General features: G+C 66.0%; 9 protein-coding genes. 7 read left to right on the forward strand and 2 right to left on the reverse strand.

All coding sequences use genetic code 11. From position 1 onward, the window contains the following. The first annotated feature begins 14 nt into the window (after positions 1-14). The 7 genes from treZ (at position 15) to HG549_RS16735 (ending at position 11,573) form a co-directional block, all read left to right on the forward strand. Complete coding sequence (treZ, locus tag HG549_RS16705; RefSeq protein WP_170030631.1) at positions 15-1,757, forward strand: malto-oligosyltrehalose trehalohydrolase; 1,743 nt, start codon at positions 15-17, stop codon at positions 1,755-1,757. Continuing rightward, positions 1,754-3,823 carry a 4-alpha-glucanotransferase gene (gene malQ / locus HG549_RS16710; RefSeq protein ID WP_170030633.1) on the forward strand — a complete coding sequence of 690 codons (2,070 nt, stop codon included), beginning with the start codon at positions 1,754-1,756 and terminating at the stop codon, positions 3,821-3,823. The genes treZ and malQ overlap by 4 nt, the downstream gene beginning before the upstream one ends. After that, positions 3,820-6,594, forward strand: a complete 2,775-nt coding sequence (locus HG549_RS16715; RefSeq protein WP_170030635.1) for a malto-oligosyltrehalose synthase — start codon at positions 3,820-3,822, stop codon at positions 6,592-6,594. Before malQ ends, HG549_RS16715 begins: the two co-directional genes overlap by 4 nt. 14 nt (positions 6,595-6,608) lie before the next feature. Further along, a complete protein-coding gene (locus HG549_RS16720; RefSeq protein ID WP_170030637.1) occupies positions 6,609-6,905 on the forward strand; it encodes a DUF2934 domain-containing protein in 297 nt (98 codons plus the stop codon). 149 nt (positions 6,906-7,054) lie between these two features. Next, entirely contained in the window at positions 7,055-9,208 is a 2,154-nt protein-coding gene (glgX, locus tag HG549_RS16725; protein WP_170030639.1) for a glycogen debranching protein GlgX, read from the forward strand. A 177-nt stretch (positions 9,209-9,385) separates the two neighbouring features. Beyond that, complete coding sequence (locus tag HG549_RS16730) at positions 9,386-10,180, forward strand: endonuclease/exonuclease/phosphatase family protein (RefSeq protein WP_170030641.1); 795 nt, start codon at positions 9,386-9,388, stop codon at positions 10,178-10,180. Between the two features lie 316 nt (positions 10,181-10,496). Beyond that, entirely contained in the window at positions 10,497-11,573 is a 1,077-nt protein-coding gene (locus HG549_RS16735; RefSeq protein ID WP_170030643.1) for an autotransporter outer membrane beta-barrel domain-containing protein, read from the forward strand. Between the two features lie 108 nt (positions 11,574-11,681). Here the strand turns inward: HG549_RS16735 and glgB are convergent, their stop codons facing one another. Together glgB and treS are read right to left on the reverse strand one after the other, a co-directional pair. After that, positions 11,682-13,892: a 1,4-alpha-glucan branching protein GlgB gene (gene glgB / locus HG549_RS16740; RefSeq protein WP_170030645.1), complete on the reverse strand. Its 2,211-nt coding sequence runs from the start codon at positions 13,890-13,892 to the stop codon at positions 11,682-11,684. After that, positions 13,889-17,209: a maltose alpha-D-glucosyltransferase gene (gene treS, locus HG549_RS16745; protein ID WP_170030647.1), complete on the reverse strand. Its 3,321-nt coding sequence runs from the start codon at positions 17,207-17,209 to the stop codon at positions 13,889-13,891. Before treS ends, glgB begins: the two co-directional genes overlap by 4 nt. Positions 17,210-17,239 lie beyond the last annotated feature (30 nt).

Consider the following 17,239-nt stretch of genomic DNA (forward strand, 5'->3'; position numbering starts at 1 on the left):
GAGAGGGATCGAAGATGCACAGGCATGGCGCACACTTGCTGGACGCCACGTCGGCGCGCTTCGCCCTCTGGGCACCCGATGCGCGCAGCGTGAGCGTGGAACTGGAGCAACAGCCGGCGATAGAGTTGTTGCCCACTGAGGATGGCTGGTACAGCGGAGTCGCCCCGGCCCGGGCAGGCGACAACTATCACTACCGGATCGACGGGCAGCTGCAGGTGGCCGACCCTGCGTCCCGCTACCAGCCCGACGGTGTCCACGGCCCAAGCCAGCTGGTGGATATCGCCGCCTATCCATGGCAGCACCACTGGCAAGGCCGACCCTGGCACGAAGCCGTGATCCAGGAACTGCACGTGGGTGTGCTGGGCGGCTACCAAGGCGTGGCCAGCCTGCTGCCCCGCCTGGCCGCCACCGGCATCACCGCCATCGAACTGATGCCGATAGGCCAGTTCCCCGGGGCACGCAACTGGGGCTATGACGGTGTGTTGCCTTTCGCCGCCCAGCATTCCTATGGCACCCCGCTGCAACTGTGCCAGCTGATCGACCAGGCACACGGCCATGGCCTGATGGTGATGCTCGACGTGGTCTACAACCACTTCGGCCCGGACGGTAATTTCCTGCACCAGTACGCCAGCCCGTTCTTTCGCGAAGACCGCCAGACGCCCTGGGGCGCGGCCATCGACTTCCGGCGCCCGCAGGTGCGCGAGTACTTCATCCAGAACGCCCTGATGTGGCTGTGCGAGTACCGCTTCGACGGCCTGCGCCTGGATGCGGTGCATGCCATCGACCAGCCGGATTTCCTCGTCGAGTTGGCGCAACGGGTGCGCGCCGCGGTCGAACCCGGCCGCCAGGTATGGCTGGTACTGGAAAACGAACACAACCAGGCCTTCCTGCTGGAACAAGGCTTCGACGCGCAGTGGAACGACGACGGCCACAACGCCCTGCACGTGCTGCTGACCGGCGAAACCGAAGGCTACTACGAAGACTACAAGCACCAGCCGATCGACAAGCTGGCCCGCTGCCTGGGCGAAGGTTTCGTGTTCCAGGGCGAAGCCAATCGCCACGGCCAGCCCAGGGGCGAACCGAGTGACCACCTCGCCCCCAGCGCTTTCGTGCTGTTCTTGCAGAACCATGACCAGATCGGCAACCGGGCACTGGGCGAACGCCTGAGCGTGCTGTGCCCACCTGCGGCGTTACGGGCGGCGACCGCCCTGCTGTTGCTGAGCCCGATGATTCCGTTGCTGTTCATGGGCGACGATGACGGCAGCCGCGCGCCGTTTCTGTTCTTCACTGATTTCCACGACGAACTGGCCGACGCCGTACGTGAAGGCCGGCGCGGCGAATTCGCGCACTTTCCGGCCTTTGCCGACCCCGAACAGCGCGCCCGCATTCCCGACCCGAACGCCGTGCAGACGTTCGAACGCTCACGCCCGAACCGGCACGACGTGCTCGCCGGCTGGCATGGGCTCTATCAGCAGTTGCTGACAGTACGCCGCCAGCAGTTGCTGCCACGCCTGCCAGGCACGCGTGCGCTGGGTGCCAAGGTGCTCGGTGCCAAGGCGCTGAGTGCCAGCTGGCGCCTGGGTGATGGCAGCACCTTGCGCATCGACCTGAACCTGGCCGAGCAACCCCAGCCCGTCGCGCTGCCGCAGGCCGGGCTACGGTTGTTCGACAGCAGCGCCGACGCGCACACGGACGCCACCCTTTCGCCCTACAGCTGCGTGGTCAGCCTGCTGCCACCCAGCCCGGAGACGCCATGAGCGAACCTTTGCTACACCAGCTGGCACGGCAGGCCGGGCTGGCCCGCGACTGGGTCGATGCCAACAACCGCCCCCAGCAAGTCAGTGACGATGTATTGCGCCGGGTACTGGAAGCCCTTGGCCATGGCTGCGCAGACGATGCCCAGGTACGTGACAGCCTGGCCAGCCTCGCACACAGCGACGATGCCGAGCATGTGCCGCCCCTGCTGACCGCGGATGTGGGCCAGGCGCTGGCGCTCGACCGCTACTTCGCCGGCGGCAGCCCGGTGCGCTGCAACCTGGAGGACGGGGCGCAGCTGCAATTGCAGCTGGATGCCCAGGGCCGGCTGCCTGGCCAGCTGCCACCGGGTTACCACCAACTACAGATCGAAGGCCATGCCTTCACCCTGGCCGTGGCACCGGCCGGTTGCGTGGCGCTGCATGAGCGGGTCAGCCAACCGCCAGCGCGCTGCTGGGGCATCTCGGTGCAGCTATACAGCCTGCGGCGCCCAGGCGATGGTGGCTATGGCGACTGCATGGCCCTTGAACAACTGGCCCGCAGCGCCGCCGAACGCGGAGCCGATGCCCTGGCCATCAGCCCGATCCACGCACTTTCGGCATTCGACCAGCACCACTACAGCCCCTACTCCCCCTCCAGCCGGCTGCTGCTCAACAGCCTGTACGCCAGCCCGGCGGCCATCCTCGGCGAACGCGCCGTGCGCCAGGCAGTGGAAGCATGCGGCCTGGAACAGGCGCTGGAAGCGCTGGAACAAGAGCCGCTGGTGGACTGGCCGCGCGCAGCCGAAGCCCGTCGCCGGCTGTTGCAAGCGCTGTACCAGGACTTCAGCCAAGGCGACCACCCGCAGCGAAGCGACTTCGAGAGTTTCCGCGAGGCCGCCGGCGAAGCGCTGGAACACCATTGCCGCTTCGAAGTGCTGCAGGCCGAAGCCGTCGATCAGGGTCTCGGCGCCGACTGGCGCAACTGGCCAGAGGCCTGGCGTGACCCCTACCATGCCGAAGTGCAGAGTTTTGCCGCCAGCTACCCGGCGCGCATCGAGTTCCACGCGTTCTGCCAGTGGCTGAGCGAACGCAGCCTGCAACGCGCCCAGGAAGCCGCGCGCGGCAATGGCATGGCGCTCGGCCTGATCGCCGACCTGGCGGTGGGTGCCGACGGCGCCGGCAGCCAGGCCTGGAGCCGCCAGGACGAGCTGCTGGCCAACCTTACCGTGGGTGCGCCACCGGACATCCTCAACCGTTCCGGCCAGGACTGGGGCATCTGCGGCTTCTCCCCGGAAGGCCTGAAACGCAACGGCTACCGCGCCTTCATCGAAATGCTGCGGGCCAACCTGGCGCATGCCGGCGGGCTGCGGATCGACCATGTGATGGGCCTGCGCCGGTTGTGGGTGATCCCGCGTGGGTCCAAGCCCAGCGAAGGGGCCTACCTCGAATACCCGCTGGACGACCTGCTGCGCCTGCTGGCGCTGGAGTCGATGCGCCACGGCGCGGTCATCCTCGGCGAAGACCTAGGCACCGTACCCGAAGGGCTACGCGAAGCCTTGGCCAGGCGCAACGTGCTGGGCATGCGGGTGCTGCCGTTCGAGCAAGCCTCGCCCGGCAATTTCACGCCAATTCTGGATTGGCCGGACAACGCCCTGGCCACCACCGGCACCCACGACCTGGCGCCCCTGGCCGGCTGGCTGGAGAACCGCGATATCGACTGGAGCCACCGCCTGCAACTGATCGATGCCGCTACCGAACTGCATTGGCGCCATGACCGGCAGAAAGAACACGCCGGCCTGCGGCGCACGCTGGAATCCAATTATGGCCTGCTTGAGGACAACGACGCCGTGATCGACGCCGCCATTCGCTATGTCGGCCACACCCGCGCCCCGCTGGTGCTGGTCCCCCTCGAAGACCTGCTGGGCTGCGACGAGCAACCCAACCTGCCCGGTACCACCGAAGGCCACCCCAACTGGCGCCGGCGCTTTGCCCGGCCAGTGCGTGAGCTGCTCGACGATGAGGATGCCGCCCGGCGTATCGAGCTGCTGGCCCAGGCCCGCGAGCAAGCCTGGGAGCGTGACCGATGAAAGCCCTGAGCGCGACCCTGCGCCTGCAATTTCACAGTGACTTCACCCTCGACCACGCCGTGCCGCTGGTGCCGTACTTCGCCCAGCTGGGCATCAGCCACCTGTATGCCTCGCCCATCCTCAAGGCCCGCGCCGGTTCGCGCCATGGCTACGACGTGGTCGACCCGACCCAGGTCAACCCGGAACTGGGCGGCGAGGCAGCCCTGGTGCGGCTGGTCGCAGCCCTGCGCCAGCACGGCATGGGGCTGATCCTCGACACGGTATCCAACCACATGGCCGTCGGCGGTGCCGACAACCCGTGGTGGCAAAGCCTGCTGGCCTGGGGCCGGCGCAGTCCGTATGCGCAGTTCTTCGACATCCAGTGGCATTCCAGCGACCCATTGCTGGCCGGGCAGTTGCTGCTGCCATTCCTCGGCAGCGACTACGGCGTGGCCTTGAAGCAGGGTGAAATACCGCTGCAATTCGACGCGCAGCAAGGCGTGCTGCACATCGCCCATTACCAGCACCGGTTCCCGATCTGCCCAGCCGATTACGGCTGGATTCTGGCCTTGAGCCCGGACCCGGCGCTGAAGGCCCTGGCCGAACATTTCACCGCCCTCAACGCATCACCCGACCCGCTGGCCGACGCCCTGCCGCTGCACGCCGAGCTGGCCCGCCTGGTGGACGCAGGCGCCGACCTGCAAGCGGCCCTGCTGGCCTTCGACAGCCGCAGCGAGGCCGGCTTCCGGCGCCTGCACCTGCTGCTGGAGCGCCAGACCTACCGCCTGGCCAGCTGGCGCACCGCTGCCGACGACATCAACTGGCGGCGCTTTTTCGACATCAACGAACTCGGCGGCCTGCGGGTCGAACGCGCAGTGGTGTTCGAGGCCACCCATGCCAAGCTCTTCGAGCTGATCGAGCGCGGCCTGGTGGATGGCCTGCGCATCGACCATATCGACGGCCTGGCCGACCCGCGTGGCTACTGCCGCAAATTGCGTCGGCGCGTCGATGGCTTGCTGGCGCGACGCCCGCTGCACGCGGCACTGGAACACTTCCCGATCTACGTGGAAAAGATCCTCGGCGCCGACGAGCACCTGCACCGCGACTGGCTGACCGACGGCACCACCGGCTACGAGTTCATGAACCAGGTATCGCTGCTGCAGCATGACCCCGCTGGCGAGACCACGCTGACCGAGCTGTGGGCCAACGTGACCGAGCGCCCTGCCTTCAGCGAAGAAGTGCGCCAGGCCCGTCACCTGGTGCTCAATGCCAGCCTGGCCGGGGACTGCGAGTCGGTGGCCCAGGCGCTGCTGCAGGTGGCGCGCAACGACCTGATGACCCGCGACCTGACCTTGGGCGCGATCCGCCGTGCCTTGCAGGCGCTGGTGGCGCATTACCCGGCGTACCGCACCTACTTCAACGCCTGCGGCCGCCCGGCGCAAGACGAAGCGTTCTTCCAGCAGGCGCTGGCCAACGCCCGGCAAGACCTCAGCGAGGCCGACTGGCCGCTCCTGGAACAACTCGAGCAGTGGCTGGGCGGGCAGGCCTGGCGCAAGCTGCCAGCGGGCTATGCGCGCAAGCAACTACGCCACGCTTGCGTGCGCTTCCAGCAATTGACCGCCCCCAGCGCCGCCAAGGCCGTGGAAGACACGGCCTTCTACCGCAGCGCCCGGCTGCTGTCGCGCAACGACGTCGGTTTCGAGGCCGAGCGTTTCAGCGCCCCACCCGAACACTTCCACAACGAGGCGCAGCGGCGTCTGCGCGACTTTCCCGACAACTTGCTGGCCACCGCCACGCATGACCACAAGCGCGGCGAAGACACCCGCGCGCGCCTGGCGGTGCTGAGCGAGCGCGGCCCGTGGCTGGCCAGCCGGGTGGAGCACTGGCGCGAGCTGGCCAGCCCGTTGCGCGTAGCCTTGGATGACGGCCCGGCGCCCAGCCCCGGCGACGAGCTGATGCTGTTGCAGACCTTGCTCGGCAGCTGGCCGCTGGAGCTCGACCCGCATGATGACAATGGCCTGCGCCAGTACGCCGAGCGCATTCGCCAATGGCAGCAGAAGGCCGTGCGAGAAGCCAAGCTGCGCAGCAGCTGGAGCGCACCGAACGAGGCTTATGAAGCTGCCTGTGCGCGTTATGTCGACGGCCTGCTGCTGGACAGCGAGAACCAGCAGTTGCGCAAGTCGCTGGCCGAAGCCGCGCAGCTGCTGGCCTGCCCCGGTGCACTCAATGGCCTGGTACAGGCCCTGCTGCGCATGACCACGCCCGGTGTGCCTGACCTGTACCAGGGCAACGAATACTGGGACTTCAGCCTGGTCGACCCGGACAACCGCCGGGCCGTGGACTATGCCGCCCGGCGCAACACCCTGGACGACGCCACGCCGCTGGCCGAGTTGCTGGCCCAGTGGCAGGACGGCCGGGTCAAGCAGGCGCTGATTGCCCGCGTGCTCGACTGCCGCCAGGCCAATGCCGAGCTGTTCCGCCGTGGCGCCTACCTGCCCCTGACCGTGCAGGGCCGCCACGCCGACAAGGTGCTGGCGTTCGCCCGCCTGGGCGAAGGCCAACGCGCCGTCATCATCGCGCCACGCCTGGCCAGTAGCCTGCTGGGCGCAGCCCCCATACCCCTGATCCCGGCGCAGAACTGGGACGACACCCGGGTAACTTTGCCGTTTGCCTTGTCGCCTGCCAATTCGACTGGACTTTTTGGCGGTGCCGTTGTCAGCCCTGTTAGAGAGTTGATGTTGAGCACCGTGCTGTCGGAGTTCCCAGTCAACCTGTTGATCGAACATGCCTAGCATTCAGGAGCGTCGTGATGAGTGTCGATGAAAAACGAGTACGCGAATTCGCCTACCAGATCTGGGAATCGGAGGGTAAACCGGAGGGCCAGGAAAGCCGCCATTGGGACATGGCGCGCAAGCTTGCCGAAGCCGAGGCGTTGGCCCCCGAGGCCAAGCCCAAGGCCGCCGGCAAAGCCAAGGTAGCGGCCAAGCCAAAAGCAGCGGCAGCGCCCAAGGCGCCCGCCGAGCCCAAGGTAGCGGCGTTGCCGGGCGTCAAGCCGGCTGCGGCGAAGAAACCACGTGCGGTGAAGAAACCCACCGCCGGCTGAGCCGCTACCGGCCTTTCGCGGTAAGCCCGCTGCCACGAGCCTGTACTGGCTAGCGGCTGGGGAGATCCCTGTGGGAGCGCGCGTGCCCGCGAAAGGCCGGCCAGCCATCCATCGTTCCGTTCCCAACACCCGGCCATTCGAGGACCGTCATGAGCCCGCGCACGCCCAAGAAAACCCGCTCCGTTGCCCCCTCGCGCATCCGCGAAGGCCTGCCCTTCCCCCTCGGCGCCACCTGGGACGGGCTGGGCGTCAACTTCGCCCTGTTCTCGGCCAACGCCACCAAGGTCGAGCTGTGCCTGTTCGACCCGACCGGGGAAAAGGAAGTCGAACGCATCGAACTGCCGGAATACACCGACGAGATCTACCACGGTTACCTGCCCGACGCGCACCCTGGCCTGATCTATGGCTACCGCGTGCATGGCCCGTACGAGCCGGAGAACGGCCATCGCTTCAACCCCAACAAGCTGCTGATCGACCCTTACGCCAAGCAATTGGTCGGCGCGCTGAAATGGTCCGAAGCGCTGTTCGGCTATACCATCGGCCACCCCGACGGCGACCTGTCGTTCGATGAGCGCGACAGTGCGCCGTTCGTGCCCAAGTGCAAGGTCATCGACCCGGCGTTCACCTGGGGCCGCGATGAGCGCGTGCAGATCCCCTGGGAGCGCACCATCATCTACGAAGCCCACACCAAGGGCATCAGCATGCGCCACCCCGCCGTGCCGGAACACCTGCGCGGCACCTTCGGCGGCCTGGCCAACGACGAGCTGCTCGGGCACATCAAGGAGCTGGGGGTATCCAGCATCGAGCTGCTGCCGATCCATGCCTTCGTCAACGACCAGCACCTGCTGCAGAAAGGCCTGAACAACTACTGGGGCTACAACACCATCGCCTTCTTCGCCCCCCACCCGGCCTACCTGGCCAGTGGCAAGATCGCCGAGTTCAAGGAAATGGTCGCGCACCTGCACGACGCCGGGCTGGAAGTGATTCTCGACGTGGTCTACAACCACACCGCCGAGGGCAACGAACTGGGGCCCACGCTGTCGATGCGCGGTATCGACAATGCCTCGTACTACCGGCTGATGCCCGACCAGAAGCGCTACTACATCAACGACTCCGGCACCGGCAACACGCTGGACCTCAGCCACCCGTGCGTGCTGCAACTGGTCACCGATTCACTGCGCTACTGGGCCGGCGAGATGCATGTGGACGGCTTCCGCTTCGACCTGGCGACTATCCTTGGCCGCTACCATGAAGGCTACAGCGAGCGCCACAGCTTCCTCGTTGCCTGCCGCCAGGACCCACTGCTGCGCCAGGTCAAGCTGATCGCCGAGCCCTGGGACTGCGGCCCGGGCGGCTACCAGGTGGGCAATTTCGCCCCGGGCTGGGCAGAGTGGAACGACCGCTTCCGCGACACCATGCGGGCGTTCTGGAAAGGTGACGAGGGCCAGCTGGCCGACTTTGCCGCGCGCATGACCGCCTCCGGCGACATGTTCAACAACCGCGGCCGACGGCCGTACTCATCGGTGAACTTCATCACCGCCCATGACGGTTTCACCTTGCGCGACCTGGTTTCGTACAACGACAAGCACAACGAGGACAACGACGAGAACAACCAGGACGGCACCGACAACAACCTGTCGTGGAACTGCGGCGTCGAGGGGCCCACCCAGGACCCAGGGATCAATGCCCTGCGCATGCGGCAGATGCGCAATTACTTCGCCACCTTGCTGTTCGCCCAGGGCACGCCGATGATCGTCGCCGGCGACGAGTTCAGCCGTACCCAGCACGGCAACAACAATGCCTACTGCCAGGACAGCGAAATCGGCTGGGTGAACTGGGAGCTGGACGAGGAAGGCCAGGAGTTGCTGAAGTTCGTCAAGCGCCTGACCCGGCTGCGCCTCAGTTACCCGGTATTGCGCCGTTCGCGCTTCCTGGTGGGTGACTACAATGAAGCCATCGGGGTCAAGGACGTGACCTGGCTGGCACCGGACGGCAGCGAGATGAGTGTGGAGCAGTGGGAAGACCCGCACGGGCGCTGCCTGGGCATGCTGATCGACGGCCGTGCCCAGGTCAGTGGCATTGCCCGGCCAGGCGCCGAGGCCACCGTCCTGCTGATCGTCAACGCGCACCATGACATCGTGCCGTTCAAACTGCCGAGCGTGCCTGAAGGCGATTACTGGAGCTGCCTGGTCGATACCGACCGGCCGGAGCTGCGCAAGGGCCAGCACCTGCAGTTCGACAGCAGCTTCGAGGTCAAGGGGCGGTCGTTGTTGCTGATGGTTCTGCAGCGCGACGAGGAGTGAACCTGTACCGCCGGCATGGGTCCCTTGTGTAGGAACGGCCTCGTGTCGCGAAAGGGCCGCAGAGCGGCCCCGGCCCGGCTTGGCATGCTGATGGAAACGGGGGCCGCCGGGCGGCCCTTTCGCGACGCAAGGCCGCTCCTACACTGAAGCGTGTATACCGTTACCTGAGGAGCCACCGTGAACCCCGAAGCCGGCGGTAAAGGTTTCGCCAGCGTCAACCAGGCCCCGGCCGTGAAGCGCCTGCGGGTACTGACGGTGAACACCCACAAGGGCTTCACCGCCTTCAACCGGCGCTTCATCCTGCCGGAGCTGCGCGAGGCGGTGCGCAGCACCCAGGCCGATATCGTGTTCCTCCAGGAAGTGCTCGGCAGCCACGATCGCCACGCGGCACGCTACCCCGGCTGGCCGCAGACGTCGCAGTACGAGTTCCTTGCCGACAGCATGTGGAGCGACTTTGCCTACGGCCGCAACGCGGTCTACCCCGACGGCCACCATGGCAATGCCCTGCTCTCCAAATACCCGATCATCGAACACCGCAACCTCGACGTGTCGATCACCGGCCCCGAACGCCGCGGCCTGCTGCATTGCATTCTCGACGTGCCCGGGCAGCACAACGTGCATGCCATCTGCGTGCACCTGTCGTTGCTGGAAAGCCACCGCCAGAAACAACTGCAACTGCTGCGCAGGCTGCTCGAGTCGTTACCCGGCGACGCCCCGGTGATCATCGCCGGTGACTTCAACGACTGGAAATCCCACGGCAACCGTACCCTGGGCCTGGAGCGCGACCTGCACGAAGCCTTCGAGCGCCATCATGGCCACCTCGCCCGCACCTACCCTGCCCGCTTGCCGCTGCTGCGCCTGGACCGGATCTACCTGCGCAATGCACAAAGCCATGGCCCGCGTATTCTGGGGCACAAACCTTGGTCGCACCTGTCAGATCACCTGCCCTTGGCAGTGGAAGTCAGGCTCTAACAATCATTTTTCATAGTGCCGGGACGGCAAATAGCGAACCTCGCTATTGGCGATGTTTTCACGTTTAAAATCAAGGCATTGAACCCGATCACGCCGAGCCGATACTTTTTTCACGTTTTCTTGACGCAAGCGGCGGCCTCTCCTTAGCTGATCTTGTCTAGCAGTAAATTTCTCGCGCCGGGCCTCTAGCTCGCGCCTTCGTGCGCGTTCGCAAAAGCTGGCGTGCTGGTTTGGGTCGCTCACTGTTTTTGCGGTACAGCTCGTGACCTCAGGCCAGGTCCCAGGCTGTACCCACAAAACCAAGGAGATCCGCGCCATGAAAAGCACCTCGAACCCCTCGCGCTTCGACAGCATTTTCTATGCGGTTTCCACGTCGCTGCTTCTGGCAACCCCGGTGGAAACGATCGCGTACGAACTGCAGGATGACCCCACAGCGCCCGGCTTCCTGCAGCAACTCGCGCCGCCGCAGCTGTCGCTCGACCCGGTCAGCGCCAGTGGCTTGAGCATCGGTACCCTGAATGCGTTTTCACAAGTAATGAGCGCGCGCCACGGGCAACCCGTACCGGACCTGGACGCCAGCCAGTGGGCGCAGTTCTTCCCCAGCCCCGCGCACAGCGGCGCGCAGCCACCTGACCCGCTGGAGGCACCCAGCCAGCAGTTGAGCATCGGCCCGGACCTGTTCGTGCGTGAAACGGCAGCCGGCAATGTGCACCGTGCGGGCATCTTCGTGGGGCAGAACAACCTGCAGACCCACTTCAACGGCATGCGCCGGCGGCTGGGCGACAACCAACGCAATGCGGTAAACCTGAGCGGCGAGAGCCTCGGCGTCTACTGGAGCATGACCCATGAACAGGGCTGGCACCTGGATGCCGTGGCCATGGGCTCGCGCATAGACATCAACGGCCGCAGCGAGAATGGCCAGCGCCTGGACGACAGCGGCCACGCCATGACCCTCTCGCTGGAGGGTGGCATCCCGATCGGCCTGGGTGGGGGGTGGGTGATCGAGCCGCAGGCGCAGTTGATCAACCAGCAGTTCTTCCCCGGCAACCAGGCCCAGGAAGAGACCTTGCAGGCCTTCGACAGCCAGCCGAGCTGGAGTGGCCGGGTGGGTGCCCGCTTGTCCGGGCGCTACGATGTGCGCGGCATGCCGATCGAGCCCTACGTGCGTACCAACGTGTGGTATGACTTCAGCAATGCCGATGAGCTGAAGCTGGACCAGGTCGACAAGATCTCCAGCTCGCGTTACTCCACCACGGTAGAACTGGGCCTGGGGCTGGTGGCGCGGGTGACGCCGGCGGTAGCGTTGTTTGTCAGTGCCGACTACAGCAGTGACGTGGATGACAATGACCTGAACGGATTGATTGGCAGCCTTGGGGTCAGGATGCGGTGGTAGGCAGGTTCGGCCCTTTCGCGGGCACGCCCGCTCCCACAGGGATAGCACCCGGGCCAGAGGCTGGCGCCGTACCTGTGGGAGCGGGCATGCCCGCGAAGAGGCAGAAGATCAGGCCGGCTTCATCACCAGCACACCCAGCGGCGGCAGGTTCAGGGCCAGTGACTGCGGCTGGCCATGGCTGGCTACCTCGTCACTTTCCACCACACCCAGGTTGCCGACATTCGACCCGGCATACAGCTCGGCATCACTGTTCAGCAGTTCCTGCCAGCGCTCGCCGAACGGCACGCCGATGCGGTAGCCCTCGCGCGGCACCGGAGTGAAGTTGGCCACCACCAGCACCGGCTCGCCGCTGCTGCTCCAGCGCAGCCAGGCGTACACGCTGTTCTGCGCATCGTCACCGATCAGCCACTGGAAGCCCTGTGGCTGACAATCCTGCTCATGCAACGCAGGAATATCCCGGTACAGCCGGTTGAGGTCGCTGACCAGGCGCTGCACGCCCTGGTGCTCAGGGTATTGCAGCAGGTACCAGTCCAGTTCGCTGTCGTGGTCCCACTCGCGCCATTGGCCGAACTCGCAGCCCATGAACAGCAGCTTCTTGCCCGGGTGCGCCCACATGAAGGTGAGGTAGGCGCGCAGGTTGGCGAACTTCTGCCAGCGGTCGCCGGGCATCTTGTCGATCAGCGAGTGCTTGCCGTGGACCACTTCGTCGTGGGAGATAGGCAGGATGAAATGCTCGGAATAGGCATAGATCAGCCCGAAGCTCATCTCGTTGTGGTGGTAGGTGCGGTGCACCGGGTCGTTCTGGATGTAATGCAGGGTGTCGTGCATCCAACCCATGTTCCACTTGTAGGCAAAGCCCAGGCCACCCTGCTGGGTTGGCTGGCTGACACCGGGCCAGGCGGTGGACTCCTCGGCGATGATCAGCGCCCCTGGAGCCTCATGGGCTGCCACACCGTTGAGGTGGCGGATGAAGTCGATGGCTTCCAGGTTCTCGCGCCCGCCATGGCGGTTGGGCACCCACTCGCCAGCCTTGCGCGAATAGTCGCGATACAGCATCGAGGCCACCGCATCGACCCGCAGGCCGTCGATGTGGAAGTGCTTCAGCCAGTGCAGCGCCGAGGCCATCATGAAACCGCGCACTTCGTTGCGGCCGAGGTTGTAGATCAGCGTGTTCCAGTCCTGGTGGTAGCCTTCCAGCGGGTTGTCGTATTCGTACAGGGCGGTGCCGTCGAAACGTGCCAGGCCGTGTTCGTCGGTGGGGAAATGCGCCGGCACCCAGTCGAGCAGGACGCCGATGCCACCCTGGTGGCAGGCATCGACGAAGGCGGCGAAGTCCTCGGCGCTGCCGTAGCGCGAGGTGGGCGCGAACAGCGACAGCGGCTGGTAGCCCCAGGACCCACCGAACGGGTGCTCCATGATCGGCAGCAGCTCGATGTGGGTGAAGCCCAGCTCCTGCACATAGGGCACCAGGCGCTCGGCCAGTTCGCGCCAGTTGTAGAAGCGCCCGATGTCACCCGCCTCGTCCAGTTCGCAGCGCCACGACCCCGGGTGCAGTTCGTAGATCGACAGCGGTGCACTGTAGGCATGGCGCTGGGCGCGTTGCGCCATCCAGTCGTGGTCCTGCCAGGCGTGAGCGAGCGGCCCCGCCACCTTGGACGCGGTACTCGGTGGCAGCTCGGTGGCACGCGCCAGCGGGTCGGCCTTCAGCGGCAGGATGCCGTCCTTGCCCAGCACCTCGTACTTGTAGGTTTCGCCCACGCCCAGGCGCGGCACGAACAGTTCCCACACCCCGGCGCTGTGACGCAGGCGCATCGGGTGGCGACGGCCGTCCCAGTTGTTGAAGTCGCCCACCACCGAGACCCGGCGTGCATTGGGCGCCCACACCGAGAAGCACACACCGTCGACGCCATCGACCTGCGTCGGCTGCGCGCCGAAACGCCCGGACAGGTCGCGGTGGTTGCCCTCGGCGAACAGGTACAGGTCCATGTCGCCCAGTTGCGGGCCGAAGCTGTAGGGGTCTTCGGTGATCTGCTCGCCGCCGGCCCAGGCGATCTGCAGCAGGTACGGGTGCGCCTCGTCGAGGTGCGCGGTGAACAAGCCTGGCAGGCTGCCCTGCTCCATTTCGGCCAGGATGCGCCCGTCATGCCGGGCCAGGATGCGCACTTTCAGGGCATTGGGCAGGAAGGCGCGGACCACCTGCCCGCCACTGCCGTCGCCATGGGGGCCGAGTACTGCAAATGGGTCGGCGTGCTCGGCGCGGGCCAGGGCGTCGAGGTCCCGTTGCCGAAGGCCGCCGTTTTCACGCGTTGTTACGTTCATTCTGACTCTCCCCAGGTACTGATCAGTCCATGCAGGCCATGCAAAGGCACGGCCAGCCAAGTTGGACGGTTTTCGGCTTCGTATGTGATTTCGTAGGCAGCTTTTTCCAGGCAGAACAGCTCCAGTGCGGCACGTTCGCCTTCGGCCTGCTGCCAGGCATGGGGCATGGCCGCAGTGGCGAGCCCATAGGCTTCGACAAAGGCATGCCGCGACTGGTGCAGGTACTGCCTGGCAACCCGCTGCCGGGCCTGCCGCGCCGGGTCGGAAAGGTCGACCGCAGACGCGCTGCGCAGGATCATGGCAGCAGCATAGTCGAACGATCGCAGCACGCCGCTGACGTCCTTGTACGGGCTGTGTTTCGCCCGCCGCTCTTGCAGCGGCCGGGCCGGCTCGCCTTCGAAATCGATCAGGTAGGCATCGCCCTGCACCACCAGCACCTGGCCCAGGTGCAGGTCGCCGTGCACGCGCATCAGCAGGCCGCCCTGGGCCTGGCGGGTGAGTTCGGCGACGTGTTGGGCCAGGCCGTCGCGCTGTTGCTGCAGGTCGTCGACCAATGCCTGGCTGTCGCTGTCGAGGTGCTCACGGTGCTGCACCAGCAGGTCGAGGGCGCGGCTCAGTTCGGCACTGATCTGCGCGCTCCAGCGTTCACTGTCGGCAGCATCGCTCGGCCGCGGCTGGAAGGCCTCGTCGTTGCTCGGCGCAGCCAGCAGCAGGTGCATCTCGCCCAGGCGCTGGCCAAGCAAGGCGGCAAAGCCGGTCAGCTCGGCCAGCGCGTCGGTGTGCACCTCGGTGTCGAGGCTGGCCGGTTCCATCTGGTCGCGAATGGCCCGTTCCAGGGTGTTCTGGGTCCAGGCCCAGGCATCGCCCTGGTTGCTCAGGTAGCCCTGGGCGATCATCAGCAGGTGTGGCGCGCCCTGCTCGTCCACGCGGCTGACCCAGGCCAGCAACGGCGAGATATTGGCAAAGCCGGCAGCGGTCAGGTAGGCACTCATCTCCAGCTCCGGGTGCACTCCCGGGTTGACCCGGCGGATCAGCTTGAGCACCACCTGGTCGCCGATTACCACCGAACTGTTGGACTGCTCGGCACTGAGGTAGCGCACCGCGCTTTCCTCGTTCAGCCCCAGCCCTGCCAGCTGCGCGGTGCACTGGAAGCGCAGTTCGCCCTCGCCACGCCCGCAAGGCAGCTGCAGGCCATCCTGGCAGGCACGCAGCACCGCGCGAATGAACGGTTCGAGGACGAAGGCATCGGTGATCAAGCCGACCTGATGGGCACGCCGCACCCGCGACAGGGCCAGTTGCTGGGGCAGCGCGGTGCTGATCTGTTCTTCTCGCAACAGGCCGAACGGCAGCTGGTAGCGGCTACCCACGCCGTCGCTGAACACTTCGATTTCACTGAGCAGCACCGGCGTGGTGGCCGTGCCGAAGCGCACGCCGTAGCACAGCCGTACCTGGTCGATCGGGCTTTCCTTGCCGGCGAACCAGCGGCGCTTGGGCAGGTACTGCGGCAGGATGGCGCCTTGCAGGGTATCGCTGGAAGGGGCATCGAGCAGCTCTTCCATGCGCTTGCGCAACACTAGCGTGGTCAATTCGGGTAACCCCTCGGTGGGCTGGATGTGCCAGCTCGGCATGCGATCGTGCTCGGCCAGCAGGAACCAGTAGAAGGCATAGGGTGGCAAGGTCAGCAGGAACGGCAGTTGCCCGATCGGCGGGAAGGCGCTGCCACCGAGCATCTCCACCGGAACCTTGCCGGCGTACTGTGACAATTCCAGTTCGGCCGCCTGTGCGGCACGCGAGACGTTGGCCACGCACAGGATGACCTCGGTATTGCCGTCGGCATCGGTGTATTCGCGGATATAGGCGAGGATGCGCCGGTTGTTCGGCGTCAGCGTGCGCAGGCTGCCACGGCCAAAGGCCTTCTGCTGCTTGCGCACCGCCAGCATGCGCCGGGTCCAGTTGAGCAGCGAGTGCGGGTCGTTGGCCTGGGCTTCGACGTTGACCGTCTGGTAGCCGTACAGCGGGTCCATGATCGGCGGCAGCACCAGGCGCTGCGGGTCGGCACGGGAGAACCCGCCATTGCGGTCTGGCGACCATTGCATGGGGGTGCGCACGCCATCGCGGTCGCCGAGGTAGATGTTGTCGCCCATGCCCAGCTCATCGCCGTAGTACAGCGTGGGCGTGCCGGGCATCGACAGCAGCAGGCTGGTGAGCAGCTCGATACGCCGACGGTCACGCTGCAACAACGGCGCCAGGCGGCGGCGGATGCCCAGGTTGATGCGCGCGCGGCGGTCCTCGGCGTAGTAGTTCCACAGGTAGTCGCGCTCGCGGTCGGTGACCATTTCCAGGGTCAGTTCGTCGTGGTTGCGCAAAAAGATCGCCCACTGGCAATTGGCCGGGATCTCCGGGGTCTGGCGCAGGATGTCGGTGATCGGGAAGCGGTCTTCCATGGCCAGCGCCATGTACATGCGCGGCATCAGCGGGAAGTGGAAGGCCATGTGGCATTCGTCGCCCTCGCCTTCACCGAAGTACGGGCGGGTGTCTTCCGGCCACTGGTTGGCTTCGGCCAGCAGCATGCGGTCCGGGTAGTTGGCGTCGATCTCGGCGCGGATCGCCTTGAGTACGGTGTGGGTTTCGGCGAGGTTCTCGTTGTTGGTGCCGTCGCGCTCGATCAGGTAGGGGATGGCGTCCAAGCGCAGGCCATCGACACCCAGGTCGAGCCAGAAGCGCATGACGCCGATCACCGCCTTGAGCACCTGCGGGTTGTCGAAGTTGAGGTCCGGCTGGTGCGAATAGAAGCGGTGCCAGAAGTACTGGCCGGCAACCGGGTCCCAGGTCCAGTTGGACTTCTCGGTGTCGAGGAAGATGATGCGTGTGCCGTCGTACTTCTGGTCGTCATCCGACCATACGTAGAAGTCCCGCGCCTTGCTGCCGCGCTTGGCGTGGCGGGCGCGCTGGAACCAGGGGTGCTGGTCGCTGGTGTGGTTGATGACCAGCTCGGTGATCACCCGCAGGCCGCGCTTGTGCGCCTCGGCGATGAAGCGGCGGGCGTCGGCAAGGTTGCCGTAGTCGGCATGCACGGCCTTGTATTCGGCGATGTCGTAACCATCGTCGCGGCGTGGCGAGGGGTAGAACGGCAGCAGCCACAAGGTGTTGACGCCCAGCTCGGCGATGTAGTCGAGCTTGCTGATCAGGCCGGCGAAATCGCCGATGCCGTCGTTGTTCGAATCGAAGAACGACTTGACGTGCAGCTGGTAGATGACGGCGTCCTTGTACCACAGCGGGTCGTCGATGAAGGCTGCCGGGCGGGAACGCTTGGCCATGTGCGACTCCTTTCAATTACAGGTTGCTCT

It is taken from the genome of Pseudomonas sp. SK, from assembly GCF_012975065.1.
Taxonomy (GTDB): domain Bacteria; phylum Pseudomonadota; class Gammaproteobacteria; order Pseudomonadales; family Pseudomonadaceae; genus Aquipseudomonas; species Aquipseudomonas anuradhapurensis.